The organism is Chryseobacterium elymi (assembly GCF_003385495.1).
In the GTDB taxonomy this organism is placed as follows: domain Bacteria; phylum Bacteroidota; class Bacteroidia; order Flavobacteriales; family Weeksellaceae; genus Chryseobacterium; species Chryseobacterium elymi.
Genome location: NZ_QNUH01000012.1, coordinates 83,962 through 104,792, shown reverse-complemented (window position 1 = coordinate 104,792; position 20,831 = coordinate 83,962). Strand labels below are relative to the sequence as shown.

Below are 20,831 nucleotides of genomic sequence, written 5' to 3'. Positions count from 1 at the left end.
TCAGGGAAAGGAATATTTATGAATTCTTTTCCCTTTTAAAAGTATAGTGATTAATTAAAATCCTGATCTCATTGAATTCAAAATCATTAGGCAATGCATTCTTCCATTCCGTTAAGGTTTCATGAGGATTTTCATAGAATTCTTTTTCAAAAGCTTTGATTTTATCAGAAGTGATCACTCTTGAAATATCCAGCAATCCCTGTTCTGCAAATTTAGCTAAATGTCCAATTACAGTTTCTTTTACCAGACCTCTTTCCATGGCGATTTCACCAATCGTTTTTCCCTGCTCAAATAATTGAAAGGTCAGAACCTGCGAGGGAACTTTTGCGATCTTTAAATTGATTTCTTTATCATTTTTCTCGTCTAAAAGCTTCGTTTCCAGCAGATGTATTTCTTTCAGGCTGTTCAGGTATTCTTCAGTATCTTCAAGCCAGTTCCTGAATTCTTCATTGTATTGTTTCAGGCCTTTTGCTCCTTTAATTTCAGCATAGAAATCTTTCAGCGGATTGAATATTTTATCCCTGGTTTCTGTGAAAAAGAAATTAACCGCACCTTTGGTTTTACTTTCAATATCAGACCATTCTTCTTTGTTTTCAATAAAATTATTAACCTTCTGGGAAATTACTCTTTCCAGTTTCTCGAAGATCTTTCCGAGGCTGACAATTTCGTGCTTCAGCTGAAGATACAGCTGATTTGCTTTTACATGATCAATACTTTTGGTGGTAATGGACAGTTTATTCCACTCTTCCACTTCATTCAGGAACCACAAACAGTTGACGGTACGGAGTACTTTTTTGATGCTGTAGTCATATTTTTCGCGGTTCAGAATGGCTTCTACATTATCATTGGCAAGGGTGCTTCCCTGAAACTGCAGAATTCTGTTATCTTTAAAAATAACTTCAGGAGTAATTTTAGATTTCAAAACAATCCCTTCCAGCGTACGGCATCTTGACAAGGCAACATAAACCTGTCCGGCCGTAAAGCTTTTTCCGGCATCTATGATCACATTATCAAAGGTCAAACCCTGGCTCTTGTGAATGGTAACTGCCCAGGCAAGCTTTATAGGAAATTGCTCAAAGCTCCCTAAAACTTCTTCTTTGATATTTTTTTCGGGATCCAGGAAGTATTTTTTCTGTTCCCAGACTTCTCTTTTAACGGTAATCTCCCTTTCACTTCCATCAAGAACAACCTTAATCTCATTATCATCCAGAGCAGAAATTTCACCCAGCTTTCCATTGAAATATTTTTTCTCACCGGTAATATCATTTCTGATAAACATCACCTGTGCCCCGACTTTCAATTCTAAAAACTGCTCGTTCGGAAACTGGTTTTCTTTAAAATCTCCAAAAAGTTTGGCTTCATAGGTTTTAACCGTCAGATCAATTTCTTCCAGCTTTTCCTGGTTGATCTCATCTGCCATCTTATTGTGAGAACACAGATAAACGTAAGATTCAGTTCCTGCATTAAAATCAGGATCGTATCTTTTGTTAAGCTCCTCAAAATTGATATTGGCAACATCACCGTCACGGATTGCGTTCAGAATATCCAGGAATTTTTCATCCGACTGTCTATAAACCTTAGTCAGCTCAATGGTAAGAAGCGGAATATCTTTAATAGCAAGACTGTCAAAAAAGAATGGTGACTGATAGCAGATCTTTAAAATATGTTCATCTCTCACCACCGGCGGAAGCTGGTAAAGATCTCCAATGAACAGCATCTGTACCCCACCAAACCGTTGGTTGTTTCTTCTTATAAATCTCAGCGAGAAATCCATCATATCAAGGACATCAGCTCTCAGCATGGAAACCTCATCAATGATAAGCACCTCCACTTCTCTTAAAAGTTTAAGCTTGTCTTTTCTGTATTTGAAATGGGGCATCAGGTCGGCAATATTATTTGCCAAACTACCGTCAATACGGTCTGTGGTCGGTAAAAAAGTCCTTAAAGGCAATCCAAACATGGAATGGATGGTAACTCCTCCTGCATTAATCGCAGCAATTCCGGTAGGGGCAACCACAATATACTTCTTCCTTGTTTTCTTTACAAAATCATTAAGGAAAGTCGTTTTACCTGTTCCTGCTTTCCCCGTAAGAAAAACGCTTCTGTTCGTGTGCTCTATTAAGTCAAAAAAATGATTGTTCATTGTGCTTCAAAATTACGGAAATGAATTTGATTTTCTTACCTTGGCATAACTTTTGAAAATTCTTTAACAGAAAAGAAATTATAATGAAAAAAAAATTCATATATACTCCACTATTAGCATTATGCACTATGTTTACCTTGGTTTCATGCAATACATCCAAGAACGCGAATACCAATCTTCCAAAAGATATTTCTGAAAGACCTGCTGATGAAGACAGTCAAAAATATGAGCAAGCCCAGCTGGATAAGTTAAAAGCATCCATTGAATCTGAAACATCCAAAGAAAAATGTACTGCCGCTTCGGAATGGACATTTGCTCCAATGGGAGCCAAAGCCTGTGGTGGACCTCAGCAATACATCGCCTATCCTAAAAAAATAGAGACGGCCATTCTCCCAAGAATTGAGGAATATACGCAGAAAGTAAAAGCCTTCAATGAAAAATACAATATCACTTCTGACTGTATGATGGTGATGCCGCCAACATCTGTAAAATGTATCAATGGAAAAGCCCAGCTTATAACGGCTGAGCAATAAATAGAAAAAAATCAAAGCAAAGGTTATATATCCTGTTGAAAAATCAACATACAAACTCATTCAGGGGTTTATACTAAGGATTGAAAAAAGCTCTATCGGTATGATGGAGCTTTTGTTTATTTATGGTGTTTTACTTAAGGTTTGAGAACCAAAATGCAAGAACCAAGATTTTTTGATTTCAGGCATGAGACTTTTTCCCAGTGAATTTTAGCAAGTAATAAAGTTTCGGATGCGAAGCTCGCGGTTCGGAGCAACAGCTCTATACTCGAAATTAACTTCCAACCTCTAAATTTTCCTTATACCACGAGGAATATTTAACGTAATTATCCGCGATCCTGTTAACTTCTCCCTCCAATAACTGAGCAGAAATATCTTTAATTTTTTTAGCCGGCACACCGCCCCATACTTCACCTGATTTAACATGAGTTCCCTGTGTTACTACAGAACCTGCTCCTACAATAGAGTTTTCTTCTACCAGGCAGTCATCCATAACGATAGCTCCCATACCGATCAGTACGTTATCTTTGATGGTACAGCCATGAACGATCGCATTATGTCCGATGGAAACGTTATTTCCAATATTTAAAGGGTGCTTTTGATAAGTACAGTGCAGCATGGCATTGTCCTGAACATTTACTTTATCGCCCATCCTGATGTAATGTACATCTCCTCTGATCACTGCATTATACCAGATACTGCAGTCCTTTCCCATGGTAACATCACCGATAATGGTTGCCGTTTCTGCCAAAAATGTACCCTCTCCTATCTGAGGAATTTTTCCTAAAAGTTCTTTTACAATTGCCATAATTTTAATTTGAAAATTTAAAAATGAGTCAAATTGAAACTAATATTTTCTAAAACGGCCGCTTTTATTCTCTGTCTTATAATTTTAAATAACCGTGATAGCAAAAATCTAATTTCTAATCTCTAACTTCTAATTTCTAATTGCGTATTTTTGTATCTCAAATTTAACGAAAAAATGCGTACGATACTTATAGAACCAACTGAAAACCCGAAAGTGATGAAATTTGTCGCGGATTATAACCTGATCCCGGGCTCTTTAGAGTTGGACAGAAGTTCAGATATTTCAGAAATTCCTTTAGCTCAGGAGCTTTTCAACTATCCTTTTGTGGAAAGAGTTTTTATTACAGCCAATTTTGTGGCTGTAGCGAAACAGGATACTGTAGAATGGGAACATGTGGCTGACAGCCTGAAGAATGTCATTGAAGATGAATTATTAGCCAATCCCAGAATTTACCTTCAGAAAAGAAAGGAAATGTATCAGATCTATGCTGAAATGACTCCTAATCCTAATGCGATGAAGTTTGTTTCCAATAAACTGCTTATGGAAGGTTTTGTGGAAGTAAAATCGAGAGAAAAAGCGGAGGGCGTTCCTTTGGCTCAGGCTATATTTAATGAATTTGATTTTGCAAAAGAAATTTTTATTTCTGACAATTTTGTGGCTGTAACCAGAGATGATTCTGTGGAATGGCATCAGGTAATGATGGCTGTACGTGGTTTTATTGCTGAATATCTTCAGACTGGGGGCGAAATTTCAAATCTTGAACCTCAGAAGCATGAAAATCCTGTTGAGAAAATCATCAACAGAGACTATACCGATGACGAGCAGAAAATTTCAGATGTTCTAAATGAATATGTAGCTCCTGCAGTGGAAAATGACGGCGGAAAAATATCCCTTATGGAATATGACCAGGAAAGTAAAACAGCCAAAATGCTGTTACAGGGAGCCTGCTCAGGATGCCCAAGCTCTACTGCTACTTTGAAAAACGGAATTGAAAATATTTTAAAACAATTTGTTCCGGACTTAGTGGAAAAAGTAGAAGCTGTAAACGGATAACTGATCGTAAATGGTACCCGGAAAGAAAATCCTGGTCATTATTGGAAGTGCCACAAAAAATTCCAGCAATCTGAAATTAATAGAACAGGTTCTGGAAAAACATCCGGACACCGATTTCCACATATATGATGATCTTTCTGCTCTTCCGCATTTTGACACTTCATTAACTGATACTGATACACCAGACGAAATATTGAAGATCAGGGAAGAAATTGAAAATTCAGCAGGCGTTTTATTTTCTACTCCGGAATATATTTTCAGCATTCCCGGCAGACTGAAAAATTTATTGGACTGGTGTGTTTCTACCACTGTTTTTTCTGAAAAACCGGTTGCTGTAATCACAGCATCTGCTAACGGAGAAAAAGGTCATGAAGAATTGGTAATGATTCTGAACACACTCGGGGCCAAAACAGAAGATCAGCATCAGCTTTTAATAAAAGGGATAAAGGGTAAATTTAATGATAACGGCTTAGTTGAAAATAATATCTTTGCCCAAGTATCAACATTGATAACAGATTTCGAAAACGCTGTTTTATAATTAAAAATAAAAATATTGGATAAAAAAGGAATTTTACTGGTAAATCTTGGTTCCCCAAAATCTACGGCTGTAAATGATGTAAAGGAATATCTTGATGAATTTTTGATGGATGAAAGGGTCATCGATTACCGTTGGATCTTCCGCGCACTACTGGTTCAGGGAATTATTCTTAAAACAAGACCTGCAAAATCTGCAGAAGCCTATAAAACAGTATGGACGGATGAGGGATCTCCTTTAATTGTCATTACTAAAAAAATCCAAAAAAAACTACAGAAAGTAGTTGACGTTCCTGTAGAAATTGGGATGAGATATGCTGAACCAAGCATTGAAACAGGTATTCAAAAGTTAGTTGATCAGGGAGTTTCTGAAATTGTCCTGTTCCCATTATACCCGCAATATGCGATGAGTACCACGGAAACGGTAATTGAAAAAGCAGAGGAAGTACGGAAAAAGAAGTTTCCAAAAGTAAAGATCAATTATATACAGCCTTTTTACAACCGGGAGATCTATATCAACTGTCTTGCGGAAAGCATTAAGGAAAAGCTTCCTGAAAATTTTGATGTTTTGCAGTTCTCTTATCATGGTGTACCGGAAAGACACATTTATAAGACAGATCCTACAAAGACCTGCAATCTTAATGACTGCTGTTCAAGGGATAATAATCCAAGTCATCAGTTCTGCTACCGTCATCAGTGCTATAAAACAACGGAAGCTGTTATTGCCAAGATAGGTCTTCCCAAAGAAAAAACAATTGTTTCTTTCCAGTCGAGATTGGGAAAAGACAAATGGATAGAGCCTTATACGGATGAGACTTTAAAAACAATTCCTAAAAAAGGAGTAAAAAAGCTGGCTATTGTCTGCCCGGCTTTCGTTTCCGACTGTCTGGAAACCTTAGAAGAGATTTCGGTAGAAGGTAAGGAACAGTTTCAGCATGGAGGCGGAGAAAACTTCCACTATATTCCGTGCCTGAATGATGAAGATCGCTGGATTGATGTAGTAAAGATACTCTGTGAAGAGAAACTGAATGAGTTTTATCTGGTTTAAAATATAAGGAGCTGTTTTATACAGTTCCTTTTTTATTGACCTTGATGTTAAGTAAACACTAATTCCACAAATGATCTTCACCAATATCCACAGTCATCCGCATAATAAAAAGAGGCACTCATAATGAATACCTCCTAATATTTTTAAATTTAATGTAAAATTTATTTTCCGATCGGAGTTCTGAATTCTCCATATCCCATCAGTCCGTCATAATTACGTCCGAAAGGTGCATAATATAGAAATGCCTGATAGAGGTTTTCAGTTTGCCAGAAATTACCGTTTATTTCACCAAAGTTCAGAGATCCGTTACTTTCTTTTGTAGCAAGAATATAGTTGTAGAAACCCTGTTTCAGGAATATTTTAGCAACATATTTTTTATTGGCAGCATCGTACTGCATCTGATTTTCTTTGCCAGGTTTAAAATTATTGAAACCTCCCAGTACATAAATCTCTTTATCCACAGGCTCAGAGTCCAGAGAAAAATACACCCATGAATAGTCTGCTTCCCGTTCCGCATTTCTTTCCAGTCCCAAATCATTTCTTCTGTAGAACCATGCTCCGTTTACGTCTGGCTGATACTGATAGTTCAAGGGAAAAGCCCACACTGGATGCAAATAGGTATTGTTTACGCCATCCTTCAATTCTGTAGCACTCACCATATCCGCAGCCATATTCATATTCTTGTTATCAAAATAATAGAATTCATTATTGCCGGGAAATGTTAAGCTCATCTGTTGAAAAAGCAGTTGGTTTCCTAATGTTGCACTTGGTTTCAGGTTATTAACCATTTCATTAGGATTGTTGTTCTGCATCACATTCAAGGTCATGGAATTGACATTGGAAGAGAGATCTCCTGCTTTTGAAGTCGCTTTTACCTCTACCCTTTGGTTAATATTCGGTTTTTTGGCATCTGCAATTCTTGAGACATTCAAGGCAAGCGTTGCAGCATCTTCCACCAGATAAAACCTTTTTTTGAAAAGGGGTCTGTCAGCAGAATCTTTATAAACAATCAGCTCAAAATTCCCAGAAATCTTCGGCTGCATCTTATCATTCGGGAAGATAAGCTTGTAATGGGTATAAGCCTGTATGGTATTAAAAGAATATTCAAACTTATCCAAAAGCCCATTTAAACTTCCATTAGCAATCTCTGTAAAAAATAAATTGTCATCATTCCAGTTCCGGTCATAATGTTTGATCGTGTACCTGTAGATTTCGCTGGCGTTGGTAAGATCATCAAAGCTTAAAACCAGTTGTTCGCCAAACCTTATGACAGGTGTCCCATCATTCGTCTGTGGGTTGAATAATTGTATACTTTGGATGTTTTGTCCAAAAACCATTCCGCCTAAAGCAAGTAAAAGTATTCGCAAAGTTTTCATTATGACGAAGATAACGAAAAATCGTGATTTTCTTAATAATATCGTATTTTTGAAATAAAAAATATCAGTTATGCTTCAGATTCAAGGCTTCGTTTTCAATTTTGCCAGCGAAAATACATATATCCTTTACAACGAAAATAAAAATGCCTGGCTGATCGACCCAGGAAACATGAATGAGCAGGAAACTCAAGCTATAGAAAGCTTTATTTCTGAAAATGGTCTGAAAATCGATAAAATTCTTCTGACGCATGCTCATATTGATCACGTTTTGGGTTTGCAGTGGGCTTTTGACACCTTTAAAGTTCCTGTCCATATGCATCAGGAAGACCAGGATGTTCTGGATATGCTTCAGGCCAGCGGAATGAGATTCGGATTCACTGTTGATCCCATAAAAGCAGATATTAAATGTATTAATGAAGGGGAAGTTCTTGATCTGGACGGAGAAAAATTCAAAATTTATCATGTTCCCGGACATTCTCCGGGGAGCGTAGTTTATCATAATGAAGACCAGAAATTTATGATCTCAGGGGATGTTCTTTTTGAAGGAAGCATCGGAAGAACTGATCTTTACAAAGGAAATTATGACCAACTTATCGGCGGCATCACCAATAAATTATTTATTCTGGATGATGAAACAAAGGTTTTTTCAGGTCATGGCAATCCTACGACGATAGGTTTCGAAAAGCAGTACAATCCGTTTTTTAAGTAGGAGCGGGTTTAGAATAGAAGAGTATTAAGGTGTACAAATTTAGTTGCTGGTTGCATATTAAAAGTTTTATATCTGATATCTAAAATTTCGTTTCTTGCCTTCTTTTCCACAAAATTAAAAACCGCCAGAAAAGATTTCTGACGGTTTTTTTATGAAGAAAATATAAGTATTAAAAATCTAATGTAACCGATGCTCTTGCAGCAGCTCCCATGATCGGTCTTGCCATTCTGATATTGGTTCCGGCTGTTGTCTGTGATCTTGGATCGCCTTCTGTAATTCCAATCGTATTAAAGATATTGGTTCCGTCTACTGCAAAACGTATTTTTCCTAACTGGTAAGACATTCCTGCACCCACTTCAGTGAAGGAAGGAAGAATATTATCATCCGTATTTCCTTCGTTCTGGAAACGTTTTCCATAATAGTTCATGCTTACATAAGCTCTCCATTCTTTTGTGATGTTCACTGCAGGAGAGATATTGAAGTAGAACTTAGGCATCCTTCTTACGGTGTTTCCATCGTAGTCAAAGGTAGTTCCATCAGCATTTTTTCCTACGAAATCTTTGTATTTCGGATTCTGGATCGTTCCGTTGAAAGTCACTTCAAGGATATTATTAAACAGTTTTGTGTATCCTTCGATCTCTACCCCGAAATTCGTCGTGTTGGCAAATTTATTTTCTGAAGTCCCATCCGAGAATACATCAGTAAATGAAAGATTTTTAAGCGTAGAATAGAAAGGAATAATTCCGATATCGAACGTGCGTGAATAATATTTATACCCTATCTCAAGTTGATTGGTATCCACTGCTTTGATTGCGCTCAGATCCGACATATTATTATAGTAAGCTTCTTCATTTGGCGATCTGAAACCGTGAGAAAAACGGGCGTATACCGCATTTCCTTTGTTGATTTTATAATTAGCGGCCAATGTATAAGATACTTTGTTGATATCATAATACCAGTAGGTATATTTATTACCTAATACTGCCATATTATCATCTGCCGTAGTCGTTGCAAAACTGTGTGTTCCGTCAGTCGTTAAACCTGAATTATTCAGATTCGCTGTTGTTGTATTCACTCCATATCCTTTATAATAATCACGGCTGTAACGCATTCCTCCATTTAAGCTTAAGGCATCTGTAAAGTTATAATCTAAATTTAAATACAGATCATTTAGACTTCCCTGGATCTGTGAATCCCTGATCAGGAAGGACATATCCTTTACCCCATTGTAAGTCTGGGAATATCCTACATCTGAAGGGCTCATAGATGGATTCACCAGATTTAAAAGCTGAGGCCTGTCTGTGGCTGTTGTTAAAATATTGCTCCAGTTCCAGTATTGGTGAGACTTCCAGTTTGATTTGTAGAAGCCAGCTGTTACATTTCCTTTATCAAATTTATAATTCAGCTGAAGGTCATTTACAAAATTATTCATTTGTTTATCAATAGCCCAGAATCCTAATTTCTGTATATACTGAGGATTCACAACAGACCCGTTGCTTACCAGCGAATACTGATAATTACTCATTCCTAAACCTCCTTCACTAGCAGGTTTAGTCGCATAATCAGAAGCCAGCTTTGGAGCTCCGGCAGGGAACATTCCGGTATATTCCATATTGATATTGGTATAGCGTGTCTTATTCAAAACGCTGAAATTATTTCCAAGATCATATTTAAATTCTGCACCTACCACATCTACTTTAGGGTGAATTCCGTTTTCAAGGTCTCTTTTGAAAAATCCGCCACCGGCCTGTGGTATACTGAGCTGGCTGATAGTTCTGTAATTATAGGTTCCGTAATTGGCATCGAAACCTGCGAACTCCTTAAGTTTATTACCGTTTTGGGTTAAAGGAATCGGAAGGAAAAATGTATTTCTGTCATCCAGTTTTTTGTAATATACTTTAGCATAACCTTTATCAAAGACATATTTAAGGTTCATTCTGATCTGTCCGCCGTTGTTGGCCCTGAAGCCTGTCTTTCTGATTCCGTTATCTGTTCTGTAGAATCCCCCAACATTAAAGAAAAGCTTATCCTGAACCAAGGCACCTCCTACATTAATATCGGTACGCATCAACCCATAAGTACTGGTTTCCAGTTTGGCTGTACCTTTAAAGTCATTACTCCCTTCTTTAGTAATAAAATTGATCAGACCTCCCGGAGAATTGGTTGCATAAATGGAACCGGAACCTCCTCTTAATGCTTCCAACCTGCTTACAGAATTATCCACACGGAAGAAATTATCCGCATTGGCAAACTGAAGTGCTCCATCTTCAAAAACAGCAAGTCCGTCTTCCTGAACCTGCACAAATTCGTAAGCTCCTGCAGAAGGAATACCTCTTGCAAAAAGGTTGTTGCCTACTTCACCTCCGGAAGTTTCCACGGCAAAACCGGGAACTCTCTGTAAAAGAGCTGCAGCACTGATAGGATTCTGTTTCTGGATCTCTTTGGCCGTAAAGGTAGAAATAGCCGTACTGGATTCTATTTTCTTTTTCGGTCTGGAGCTCCCGGTAATAACGATCTGGTCTATAGAAGACGTTTTGATAGTGTCCTGAGGGGTTTCCTGGGCATACGCATTGTTAAAGTAAAGCGTAGCGGTGGCAGCCATTAAAAATATCGATCTTTTTTTCATAGCATGATTTTTATATAGTTAGTTTTGTTTTAATTTGAGATAGACCCCGTTCGTCCATCCGAATCCGTCCTGATTCGGATATTCTCCTCCTCCTGCAATTGTTTCAGTGTCTAAAGCGTTGTATTTTTCCATTAACTTTCCGGTGTTGCTGTATACCCTTTCTACATTCCCGCACCAGTTATTTTTTATTTTTTCAGCCAGATCATCAAAGCCGTAGTTTTTCATTGCTTTAAAACCTAGCCACTGATACGGCGCCCATGCATTCGGAAGATCCCATTGCTGGCCGGATTTCTTTGTGGTAGTTACAAGACCTCCCTGATAAAGAAATTTTTCAGCAATATGTTTAGCAACCGATTCTGCCTGTTTCTGGTCTGCCAGTTCCAGAAATAAAGGGTAAAGAGCAGCAATATGTTCAGACGGTGTGTTTTTGTGTTTTTTTAAGTGATAATCTTTATAACATTCAGTGTTTTCATCCCAAAAGTAGGTATTGATCATCTGTCTGCGTCTTGCTGCTCTTTCAGTAAAATAATTTTCTTTATCTGCCAGATTCAGAAGCACTGAAGATTTTGCAAGAGTTTTCTCTAAATGCCATAAAAGGCAGTTCAGATCTACTTCCGCAATGTTCAGCGTTTCTATGGTCTGTATATGTTCTCCGTCTGCAAACCATCTGCTGGAAAAATCCCAGCCGGATTCGCAGGCACTTCTTATGTTTCTGTAAAATTCTGCTCCTGCATTTTCGCTGTCTTCTATATCGATCAGATAGCTTTCAGGGCGTGGTGCATTTTCTGCGTCATAATAACGGTTCAGAATATCTCCGTCCTGTGTTTTTGCCACCCTTTTCACACTTGAATTATTCTCCAGCCACTCTTCCCCATTCATCCAGAAAGAATATTCTTTTTCTAAAGTGTCATGATATTGAATATAAATTTTTTCATCATTGGTGGTTTCAAAAAGCAGATCCAGCATCAGCGAAAAGTATGGAGGCTGTGAACGGCTCAGGAAATGAGTTCTGCTCGCATTCGGCACAAATCCTACATTCTGAATTAAATAAGAACAGTTTTCTACAATATTTTCCATCATTTCTGTTTTGCCAGAAACCTGAAGCCCCAACATAATGAAATAGCTGTCCCAATAGAAAAATTCATTGAAACGGCCTCCCGGGACAATGTATGACTTCGGAAGTTTTAATAATGTTCCTTTTTCTTCATAAGCAGTACGGGTCAGTTCATCCCAGAGCTTTTCGATATGCTGCTCAATGGGTAACTGATCTTCTCTCTGGATTGATATTTTCGCTCCCAGAAAATCAAAATTCGCCATCACAAAATCTTTCAGGTCAAATCCTTCATTATTCCTTCTCTTTTCATATTCTGCATTGATCTCCGAAACAGGAAACATCGGAACAGCATCTGTCATCATCTTCTGGTCCTCAAAGATCTGTGCTCTTTGTACCTCATCAAAAAGAGTCTGAATTTCCTTTATGTAAAGCTGTTTATTCATTATTGTTTCTTAGGATTTATTTTTAATTTATTCATGAAAATGGCTGAAATGATCAGCAGTAAAAGCGGAATCAGTGAAAGATAAAATGCCTGCTGTCCGCTGAATTCCTGGAAAACAAAACCAGTGATCATAGAACCGATTGTACCTCCGATCGCAGAAAAAACCACGATCAGTCCGGACATTGCACTGTGTAAATATTTTGGAATGGAAGCCAGAATCACAGAATTGATACTTGGATAAATCGGTGCCAGTAAACCTCCCATCAATGGAAATACATATACTACAAGCGGAGCATTGAACCATCCCGTTCCTTCATCAATCTGAATATTATGAGTCAATGGCAGAACCAAGACAATACTGATCGCAAAACCAATTACGCAGAAAGAAACCACGTAGATCCAGCTGAATTTTTTAGAGAAAAAGCCTGATAAAAATCTCCCCAATGCAAAAGCTCCTGCCAAAACGGCTCCCGCCTGGATACTCATAGAAGTAGGAAGCTTCAATATTTCTTTATAAAAAGTAGGAGTCCAGGTCTGGAAACTCTGCTCTACCAATACAAAAAGGAAGGCGCACAAAAGAAAAAACAAGACTTTCTTATAGCTGAACAAGCTAATGCTGTTCTTCAGATCTCCCAACAAATTGGTCTTCTCGCTCCTCGCCTCTTTTTCATTTAATTTTGAAAAGAATAAAAATAGAAATGACAATGCAGAAACAGCTCCCAGGACCCAATATACATTCAGCCATCGGGTAGATTTCGGATTGTGATCATCAATAAATAAACTGAAAAGTACATTTCCTGCAAGCACTCCTATCATGAAAAAACCTTCCAGAAACCCCATGAAGCTGGAATGTTCTTTATCAGTACTCGTCACAAGTCCAATGGAAGTGAAAACTGAGATTTTTATTAAGGCAAATGAAATTCCTACAATGGTAAATAATAATTTGAAAAACCAGAAATCATTGGCAAAAGGCATGACAAAACACATGCAGCTTACAAGAAAAAGCCCTATAAGCATTGAGTTCTTGATTCCTATTTTTGGAAGGAATGATGCCAGGATAAATGAACATATAGCGATTGGAAGGTCCTTAAATCCTTCCAGAATACTGGCTGAGGATTTTGAAATTCCGAAGTTTTGCTGTACCTGCAGAATAACTGTTCCCACGGAATTCAGAAGAATCGCGAAAACAAAATAATTCAAAAATAATACAGCTTTAATATTGAAATTTTTCATGGAGATCATTTCTTGTCGGCTAAGATAGAAGCATTTCGCTTAACATTAATTTAACACAATAAATCAATATTTGAACTATATTAATATAATTAGTATTTTTATTGAATAAATACGATTAATTAGATGAAAGTCAGTTTCGAAAGAATAATTCCGGACGAAAAAAGTTCCTTCCGCACTTTGCACAACAATTCGCCAATCTCAGAATTCAAATGGGAATATCATTACCATCCCGAAATTGAGCTTGTATGTATTGTTTCCGGGAATGGAACCCGCCATGTTGGGTATCACAAAAGCAATTATACGAACGGTGACCTGGTATTGATCGGCTCCAATATTCCACATTCAGGATTTGGATTAAATTCTACAGATCCTCATGAAGAAATTGTTCTTCAGTTCAGGGAGGAAATACTTCAGTTTCCACAACAGGAAATAGAGGCCCGATCGATTAAAAATCTGCTGGAACTTTCTAAATACGGGATCCAATTTCATCATAAGATCAAAAAACTCATGCTTCCCAAGCTGAAACTGATGCTGGAATCGGAAGGCTACAAAAGATATCTGCTCCTTCTCGAAATTTTATTTGAACTTTCAAAATGTAAAGATTATGATCTTTTGAACAAAGAAATTATGCCATACACCATTATCTCAAAAAACAAAACAAGGCTGGAAAACATTTTTACGTACGTTGAACATAACTATGACAAGGAAATCAATATTGAAGATGTAGCAAAGATTGCCAACCTGACGCTGCCTGCGTTTTGTAATTTTTTCAAAAAAGCTACCCAGATCACGTTTACGGAATTTGTAAACCGTTACCGTATTAATAAGGCGTGTCTGATGATGGCTCAGGATATGAGTATTTCAGAATGCAGCTATAGCTGTGGGTTTAATAATGTAACCTATTTTAACCGGATGTTTAAAAAATATACGGAGAAGACGCCTTCTGAATTTATTAAGAATTATTCTCATAATAAGGTGAGTGTAGATTTGAAGGTTGAGAATGAGGTTAAATTGAAAGCTAGCTTTTAAAAATACTATTATCCTTGGCAAGGTTTTGAACCTTGCCAAGGATAAAAAAAAACTGCTCTTAAAAAAGAACAGCTTATACTTATATATATGACGGTTAAAAATATTTAACCATTCATCGTATTACTTCCATTTAATATTGCATCCCATACTCGGTCTTTGGATCTCTTCCTGCGGCTCTCCCAACAAAAGGTTTTCAAAAGCGATGATCAGATCTTCTCCGGTTACATCTTTATTGTTTCCCGGTCTTGAATCATCCATCTGGCCTCTGTAGATAAGGTCCAGCTTATCATCGAAGAAATAGAAATCCGGTGTGCAGGCTGCATCGTAAGCTTTTGCTACGGCCTGACTTTCATCGTACAGATAAGGGAAATCAAAATTTCTTTCGATCTGGAATTCTATCATTTTCTCCGGAGCATCAGCCGGATATTTTTCTACATCATTGGCATTGATCGCAATGAACTCAATCCCTTTATCATTATAATCTTCATACAGTTCATTGATCTTGTCGATCACGTGAAGAACAAACGGGCAATGGTTGCACATAAAGATCACCAGTGTTCCTTTTTCACCTTTCAGTTCTTCCAGAGATTGGATCTCGTTAGTTTTTGAAGGGTTCGGAAGCTCGAAAAACGGAGCTTTGGTTCCTAGAGCCAGCATATTAGAGGGAGTATTCATATCCTTTATTTTCTTTATCCGCAAAGATAAAGTTTCTTTTAATATAAGCCAATTCAGGAATTTATAAACTTGCGTTAAATGTTAATTATTAAATATTATTTGGAAGATATGTCAAAAAGTTTGTAGTTTTGCTAACACTGTTAGTAAATAAAAATCATGGGCCTACATGAACGTCGTCAAAGAGAGAAAGAATCCATCCGTGCAAATATTTTGCAGGCTGCTTTCGGTTTGGCTAAAACAGAGGGTTGGGCATCACTTTCGATGCGGAAGATAGCAGATGCTATTGAATACAGTGCTCCTGTAGTTTATGATTATTTTGAAAACAAAGAAGCTATTTTGTATGAGATTTCTTTGAACGGCTTTCACTGTCTTCATATAGAACTTTTAAAAGCCCAGAGAAAATTTGATACCCCTGAAGAGCAGCTTATTGCGATAGTAGATGCCTACTGGAATTTTGCTTTTAAAAATAAAGAATACTATCAGCTAATGTTTGGCTTAGGAATGCAGTGCAGCGGGAAAGGTCAGATGAAAGAAGAGTTTTCGTCATTTCAGGACCTTATTTATGAATGTACTTATAACATCATTAAGAAGAACGGGTCTAATCCTGACAATGCCTGTCATATGTCGCACGCATTATTCTCGGCAGTGCATGGACTGATCTCCATTATGATGATGCGAAATACGGATATTCCTTCTACAATGAATAAAACGACTTTGGACGAAACGGTTTCAGCTTTTGTTAAGTCATTGTAATTTTTTTTTGAACTAAAAATTAACACCGTTAGGAAATATAACATTTGAATATCAATAAATATTCACTTAAAAACTAATTTAACCATGAAAACAAGCATTCAAATTTCGGGACAGCTTTTCTTTTAAACTTAACACCGTTAGATAAATTAACACATATTTAATACACCTCATTATATATAAACTTCAACATTAAAAAACAGACAGCAATTATGAAAATGACGATCTGACTCCTATTATTAAAAATTCTGTAATTTTTTTTGAACCAATCATTAACACTGTTAGGAAAAATAACAGAATTTATTTAAAAGAACACTATTACTTAAATCTAACACTTCATTAAAAAAATTAAACCAACAATGAAAATACCTGGAAAAATAAGGTTTATCGTACTTATATCAAGTATTATCCTTTTGCAGAACTGTACCCAAGCAGCAGAAGGTTCCAATGCAGCACCGCCTGCTCCGGAGCTTCCGGTTTACACCGTGATCACCTCTCCAGCTACAACATATCAGGAATTTCCTACCGCACTGGAGGGTAAAAATAACGTAGAAATCAGATCTCAGGTAGATGGGTACCTGGATAGAATCTACGTAGAAGAAGGCTCATACGTAAGAGCCGGACAGCCTTTATTTAAAATAGATTCAAGAGCCTATGGCGAGCAAATGAATATGGCCCAGGCTAATTTACAGGTGGCCAATGCCAATATTCAAAAGGCCAAAGTGGAGGTTGACAGACTTCAGCCACTGGTAGAAGCAAAAGTTGTCTCTGATGTACAGATGAAAACGGCTAAGGCCAATTACGCAGCAGCCGTAGCCGCAGCATCACAGGCAAAAGCGTCTGTAGGAGGTGCCAGAATCAATGTAGGATTTACCACCATTACAGCGCCCGTAAGCGGATATATCGGAAGAATCCCTTACAAAAAAGGAAGCCTGATCTCAAGAGCAGATCCTAATCCATTGACCCTATTATCGGATATCAGCGAAATTTATGCCTATTTCTCTTTAAGTGAACTGGATTTTATCGCGTTTCAAAATAAATATCCGGGAGCCAGCTTAGACGAAAAACTAAAAAATATGCCAATGGTAGACCTGGTGATCGCAGACAACAGTACGTATCCTGAAAAAGGGAAAATGAGTATTGTAGACGGGCAGTTTGATAAAACTACCGGAGCCATTACCGTTCGTGCAGTTTTCCCTAATACAAAAGGTGCTTTAAGAACAGGAAATACAGGAAGAGTGCGCATGCCTCAGATGCTTTCCAATGCTGTGGTAATCCCGCAGGAATCTACTTTTGAAATTCAGGACAAAACTTATGTCTATATTTTAGGTAAAGACAACAAAGTAACCAGCAAACCGGTAAAAATCTCAGGAAAAACCGAAAGCTATTACTTTATTTCTGAAGGACTTTCTCCGGGTGAGAAAATCGTATACACCGGAATCGGAAACCTAAAGGACGGAGCTTCTATCAAGCCGAAAGTAATTTCATCTGACAGCTTATTGAGAGCTAAACCTTTGTAATCTATTCCGAATACAGAAGACTTAAAAAAATAAACTTCTTATGTTAAAACAATTTATAGAAAGACCCGTACTATCAACGGTCATCTCCATTATACTGCTATTGCTGGGGGCACTTTCGGTTTTCAACCTGCCGATTACGCTGTTTCCGGATATTGCGCCTCCCAGTGTTCAGGTAACGGCATTTTATCCGGGAGCGAACGCTGAAGTTGTAGCCCGCTCCGTTGCTGTTCCTATTGAAGAAGCAGTAAATGGGGTTGAGAATATGACCTATATGACCTCCAACTCAAGTAACGACGGTACCATGACCCTGAGCGTATTTTTCAAACAGGGCTCAGATGCGGATAATGCTGCAGTCAATGTTCAGAACCGTGTATCTAAAGCGATGAGCCAGCTTCCTCAGGAAGTAGTTCAGGCCGGAATTTCCACACAGAAGGTACAGAACAGTATGATTATGTTCATGGGACTGTCAAGTGATGACCCTAAGCAATATGACGAGCTGTTTCTTCAAAACTATCTGAAGATCAATATTATTCCGCAGATACAGCGTATTCCGGGTGTTGCCCAGGCTCAGGTTTTCGGAACCAGGGATTACTCCATGAGAATCTGGTTAAAACCAGACAGATTAGCAGCCAATAACCTTTCTCCGCAGGAAGTGATGGCGGCTATCAAAGATCATAACCTTGAAGCTGCACCAGGACGTCTGGGACAGGGAAGTAAGGAAACTTACGAATATATTTTAAAGTATAAAGGTAAATTAAACAAAAATGAAGACTATGAAAATATTGCTATTAAAGCCAATAATGACGGCTCATTTTTAAGATTAAAAGATGTAGCCAGAGTAGAATTCGGTTCCTATACCTATACAGCAGCCAACAGAGTGGATGGTAAACCGGTAGCAGGTTTCGCTATCCTTCAGACTGCAGGTTCCAATGCAAACGAAATTCTTACTGAAATTGAAAAGCAGGTAGATCAGTTTTCCACTACCCTTCCAAAAGGAGTAAAGCCGATCATTATGTACAACTCCAAAGATTTCCTTGATGCCTCTATTCATCAGGTAGTTGAAACTTTGGTGATTGCATTTATCCTGGTATTTATTGTGGTGTATATTTTCCTTCAGGATTTCAGATCTACATTGATTCCTGCGATTGCAGTTCCGGTAGCCATTATCGGTACCTTCTTCTTCCTGCAACTGTTTGGATTCAGTATCAATATGTTGACATTGTTTGCACTGGTACTCGCCATCGGTATTGTGGTGGATGATGCCATTGTGGTGGTAGAAGCCGTCCATTCCAAAATGGAACAGACAGGAATGCCGGTAGAGCAAGCCACTACAAATTCCATGAGTGAAATTTCCGGGGCCATTATTTCCATTACACTGGTAATGTGTGCTGTATTTATTCCGGTTGGTTTCATGCAGGGTCCTGCAGGAGTTTTCTACAGACAGTTTGCCTTTACTTTGGTAATAGCAATCATGATCTCAGCAGTAAACGCATTAACATTGAGTCCTGCTTTATGTGCATTATTCTTAAATGATCCTCAGGGGGAACATGGTGAGCACGGTCATAAAAAAGGTTTTGGAGCGAAATTCTTCAATGCATTCAATGTAGCCTTCAATAATATGACCCGAAAATATATCTACAGCCTTAAGTTTTTAATTAAAAACAAATGGGTAGCCGTTGGAGGTCTTGCACTTATCATTGCTTCAAGTATTTTCTTGATCAATAAAGCTCCGACAGGGTTTATCCCAACAGAAGATCAAGGATTCGTTTTATATGCTGTAAATACCCCTCCGGGAAGTTCACTGGACAGAACGAACAGAGCTACTGAGCAGATTGATAAAATTGTAAACGCTGAAAAAGCCATGAATCACCTTTGGGTAGCCGATGGGATGAACTTTATCAGTAATGCCAACGCCTCTCCTTATTCTGCAGGCTTCATTAAGTTGAAAGATTATAAAGACCGGGGCGAGATGAAAGATCCAGATCAAATCGCAGCAGCACTGACAGGAAAAGTATCACAGGTAAAAGATGCCAATGCATTCTTCTTCAATTTCCCGACAGTACAGGGATTTGGTAACGTTTCCGGATTTGAATTTATGCTTCAGGATAAAACAAACGGCTCTTTTGAGCAGTTGGGAACAACCACTCAGGCCTTTATCGGAGAACTGATGAAACGTCCGGAAATAGCATTCGCCTTTACAACTTATGCTGCCGGAAATCCTCAGTACACAATAGATGTAGATTCTGACAAAGCCAATCAGCTGGGTGTTTCTATAACAGAATTGATGCAAACCATGCAGATCTATTACGGAAGTAGCTTTGTTTCGGATTTCAACAGGTTCGGGAAATATTACAGAGTAATGGCCCAGGCAGATATTCCTTACCGTACAGATGCGAATTCTCTGGAAGGGATTTATGTTAAAAACAATTTAGGTGAAATGGTTCCTGTAAAGACTTTGGTTACTTTAAAAAGAACTTTCGGACCTGAAACCGTGACAAGAAATAACCTTTTCAACGCAGTAACGATTAACGGAACTCCAAAACCTGGTTACAGTACCGGAGATGCCATTAAAGCGGTAGAAGAAGTGGCTCAGAAATCTCTTCCGAGAGGTTTCGGATATGAATGGACGGGAATTACCCGTGAGGAGATCAAAACAGGTGGCCAGACCGCATTTGTATTCATGTTAAGTATACTATTTGTGTATTTCTTATTGGCTGCCCAGTATGAAAGTTACATCCTTCCGTTCGCTGTTATTTTAACAGTCCCTACAGGGATTTTCGGAGTATTTGCTTTCACGGGATTAGCGGGAATTGACAATAATATTTACGTTCAGGTAGGTTTGATCATGCTGGTCGGGCTGTTAGCGAAAAATGCGATCCTTATTGTAGAGTTTGCCGTCCAGAGAAGAAAAGCAGGAAAAACACTGATTGAATCAGCCCTTCAGGCTTCAAGATTACGTTTGAGACCTATTCTGATGACCTCATTTGCCTTCATCATCGGTATGCTTCCGCTGGTTTGGACACAGGGAGCTGCTGCGAAAGGTAACCACTCTATCGGTATCAGTACTGTAGGAGGAATGTTTACAGGAGTAGTATTCGGGATTTTCATCATTCCGGTAATGTATGTAATCTTCCAGTACCTGCATGAAAAAATGCCAAGCAGAAAAAAGAGAAGACTTCAAAAACAAAAATTGGAGGAAGAACTTCTGGCAACAGCTCATTAATACATATGATATACAAAACTTTGAGATCAATAGAGACTTAACTATTCAAACTAATATCATCAATGCAAAGTATTTCTC

Annotated in this window: 16 protein-coding genes; 9 read left to right on the top strand and 7 right to left on the bottom strand. The window is 38.1% G+C overall.

The genetic code is table 11. From position 1 onward, the window contains the following. Positions 1–16 precede the first annotated feature (16 nt). Positions 17–2,143, bottom strand: a complete 2,127-nt coding sequence (locus DRF60_RS14615; protein WP_116012756.1) for a helix-turn-helix domain-containing protein — start codon at positions 2,141–2,143, stop codon at positions 17–19. Between the two features lie 83 nt (positions 2,144–2,226). Here DRF60_RS14615 and DRF60_RS14610 point away from each other — a divergent pair, with 83 nt between their 5' ends. Beyond that, the gene (locus DRF60_RS14610) at positions 2,227–2,676 is read left to right on the top strand and encodes a hypothetical protein (protein WP_116012755.1); all 450 of its coding nucleotides are present in this window, start codon (positions 2,227–2,229) and stop codon (positions 2,674–2,676) included. Between the two features lie 271 nt (positions 2,677–2,947). Here the strand turns inward: DRF60_RS14610 and DRF60_RS14605 are convergent, their stop codons facing one another. Continuing rightward, positions 2,948–3,481, bottom strand: a complete 534-nt coding sequence (locus tag DRF60_RS14605) for a gamma carbonic anhydrase family protein (RefSeq protein WP_116012754.1) — start codon at positions 3,479–3,481, stop codon at positions 2,948–2,950. 174 nt (positions 3,482–3,655) lie between these two features. On the opposite strand from DRF60_RS14605, the gene DRF60_RS14600 reads away from it, so the two are divergent. Genes DRF60_RS14600 through hemH form a run of 3 tightly spaced genes read left to right on the top strand, consistent with a single transcriptional unit; the run spans position 3,656 to position 6,116 of the window. Further along, positions 3,656–4,534: a NifU family protein gene (locus DRF60_RS14600; RefSeq protein ID WP_116012753.1), complete on the top strand. Its 879-nt coding sequence runs from the start codon at positions 3,656–3,658 to the stop codon at positions 4,532–4,534. 10 nt (positions 4,535–4,544) lie between these two features. Further along, positions 4,545–5,072 (top strand): NADPH-dependent FMN reductase, encoded by a 528-nt coding sequence (locus tag DRF60_RS14595; RefSeq protein ID WP_116012752.1) that lies wholly within the window; start codon positions 4,545–4,547, stop codon positions 5,070–5,072. Between the two features lie 15 nt (positions 5,073–5,087). Beyond that, a complete protein-coding gene (gene hemH / locus DRF60_RS14590) occupies positions 5,088–6,116 on the top strand; it encodes a ferrochelatase (RefSeq protein ID WP_116012751.1) in 1,029 nt (342 codons plus the stop codon). A 161-nt stretch (positions 6,117–6,277) separates the two neighbouring features. On the opposite strand, the gene DRF60_RS14585 is transcribed toward hemH, so the two are convergent. Next, on the bottom strand, positions 6,278–7,492 hold the full coding sequence (locus DRF60_RS14585) for a type IX secretion system plug protein (RefSeq protein WP_116012750.1): 1,215 nt from the start codon (positions 7,490–7,492) through the stop codon (positions 6,278–6,280). Between the two features lie 70 nt (positions 7,493–7,562). Here DRF60_RS14585 and DRF60_RS14580 point away from each other — a divergent pair, with 70 nt between their 5' ends. Then, on the top strand, positions 7,563–8,201 hold the full coding sequence (locus DRF60_RS14580) for an MBL fold metallo-hydrolase (RefSeq protein WP_116012749.1): 639 nt from the start codon (positions 7,563–7,565) through the stop codon (positions 8,199–8,201). Positions 8,202–8,370: 169 nt separating this feature from the next. Here DRF60_RS14580 and DRF60_RS14575 read toward each other — a convergent pair whose 3' ends face one another. The 3 genes from DRF60_RS14575 to DRF60_RS14565 are packed head-to-tail and all read right to left on the bottom strand — an operon-like array spanning position 8,371 to position 13,556. Further along, on the bottom strand, positions 8,371–10,827 hold the full coding sequence (locus DRF60_RS14575; RefSeq protein ID WP_116012748.1) for a TonB-dependent receptor: 2,457 nt from the start codon (positions 10,825–10,827) through the stop codon (positions 8,371–8,373). Between the two features lie 18 nt (positions 10,828–10,845). Next, entirely contained in the window at positions 10,846–12,324 is a 1,479-nt protein-coding gene (locus DRF60_RS14570; protein WP_116012747.1) for a trehalase family glycosidase, read from the bottom strand. Next, positions 12,324–13,556 (bottom strand): MFS transporter, encoded by a 1,233-nt coding sequence (locus DRF60_RS14565; RefSeq protein WP_116012746.1) that lies wholly within the window; start codon positions 13,554–13,556, stop codon positions 12,324–12,326. The genes DRF60_RS14570 and DRF60_RS14565 overlap by 1 nt, the downstream gene beginning before the upstream one ends. A gap of 123 nt (positions 13,557–13,679) precedes the next feature. On the opposite strand from DRF60_RS14565, the gene DRF60_RS14560 reads away from it, so the two are divergent. Next, positions 13,680–14,585 (top strand): AraC family transcriptional regulator, encoded by a 906-nt coding sequence (locus DRF60_RS14560; RefSeq protein WP_116012745.1) that lies wholly within the window; start codon positions 13,680–13,682, stop codon positions 14,583–14,585. 120 nt (positions 14,586–14,705) lie between these two features. Here the strand turns inward: DRF60_RS14560 and DRF60_RS14555 are convergent, their stop codons facing one another. Next, a complete protein-coding gene (locus DRF60_RS14555; protein WP_116012744.1) occupies positions 14,706–15,260 on the bottom strand; it encodes a thioredoxin family protein in 555 nt (184 codons plus the stop codon). 156 nt (positions 15,261–15,416) lie between these two features. Here DRF60_RS14555 and DRF60_RS14550 point away from each other — a divergent pair, with 156 nt between their 5' ends. From DRF60_RS14550 to DRF60_RS14540, 3 genes are all read left to right on the top strand, one after another. After that, positions 15,417–16,013, top strand: a complete 597-nt coding sequence (locus DRF60_RS14550) for a TetR/AcrR family transcriptional regulator (RefSeq protein ID WP_111960491.1) — start codon at positions 15,417–15,419, stop codon at positions 16,011–16,013. A 356-nt stretch (positions 16,014–16,369) separates the two neighbouring features. Next, positions 16,370–17,530 carry an efflux RND transporter periplasmic adaptor subunit gene (locus DRF60_RS14545; protein WP_116012743.1) on the top strand — a complete coding sequence of 387 codons (1,161 nt, stop codon included), beginning with the start codon at positions 16,370–16,372 and terminating at the stop codon, positions 17,528–17,530. A 40-nt stretch (positions 17,531–17,570) separates the two neighbouring features. Further along, a complete protein-coding gene (locus tag DRF60_RS14540; protein WP_116012742.1) occupies positions 17,571–20,753 on the top strand; it encodes an efflux RND transporter permease subunit in 3,183 nt (1,060 codons plus the stop codon). Positions 20,754–20,831 lie beyond the last annotated feature (78 nt).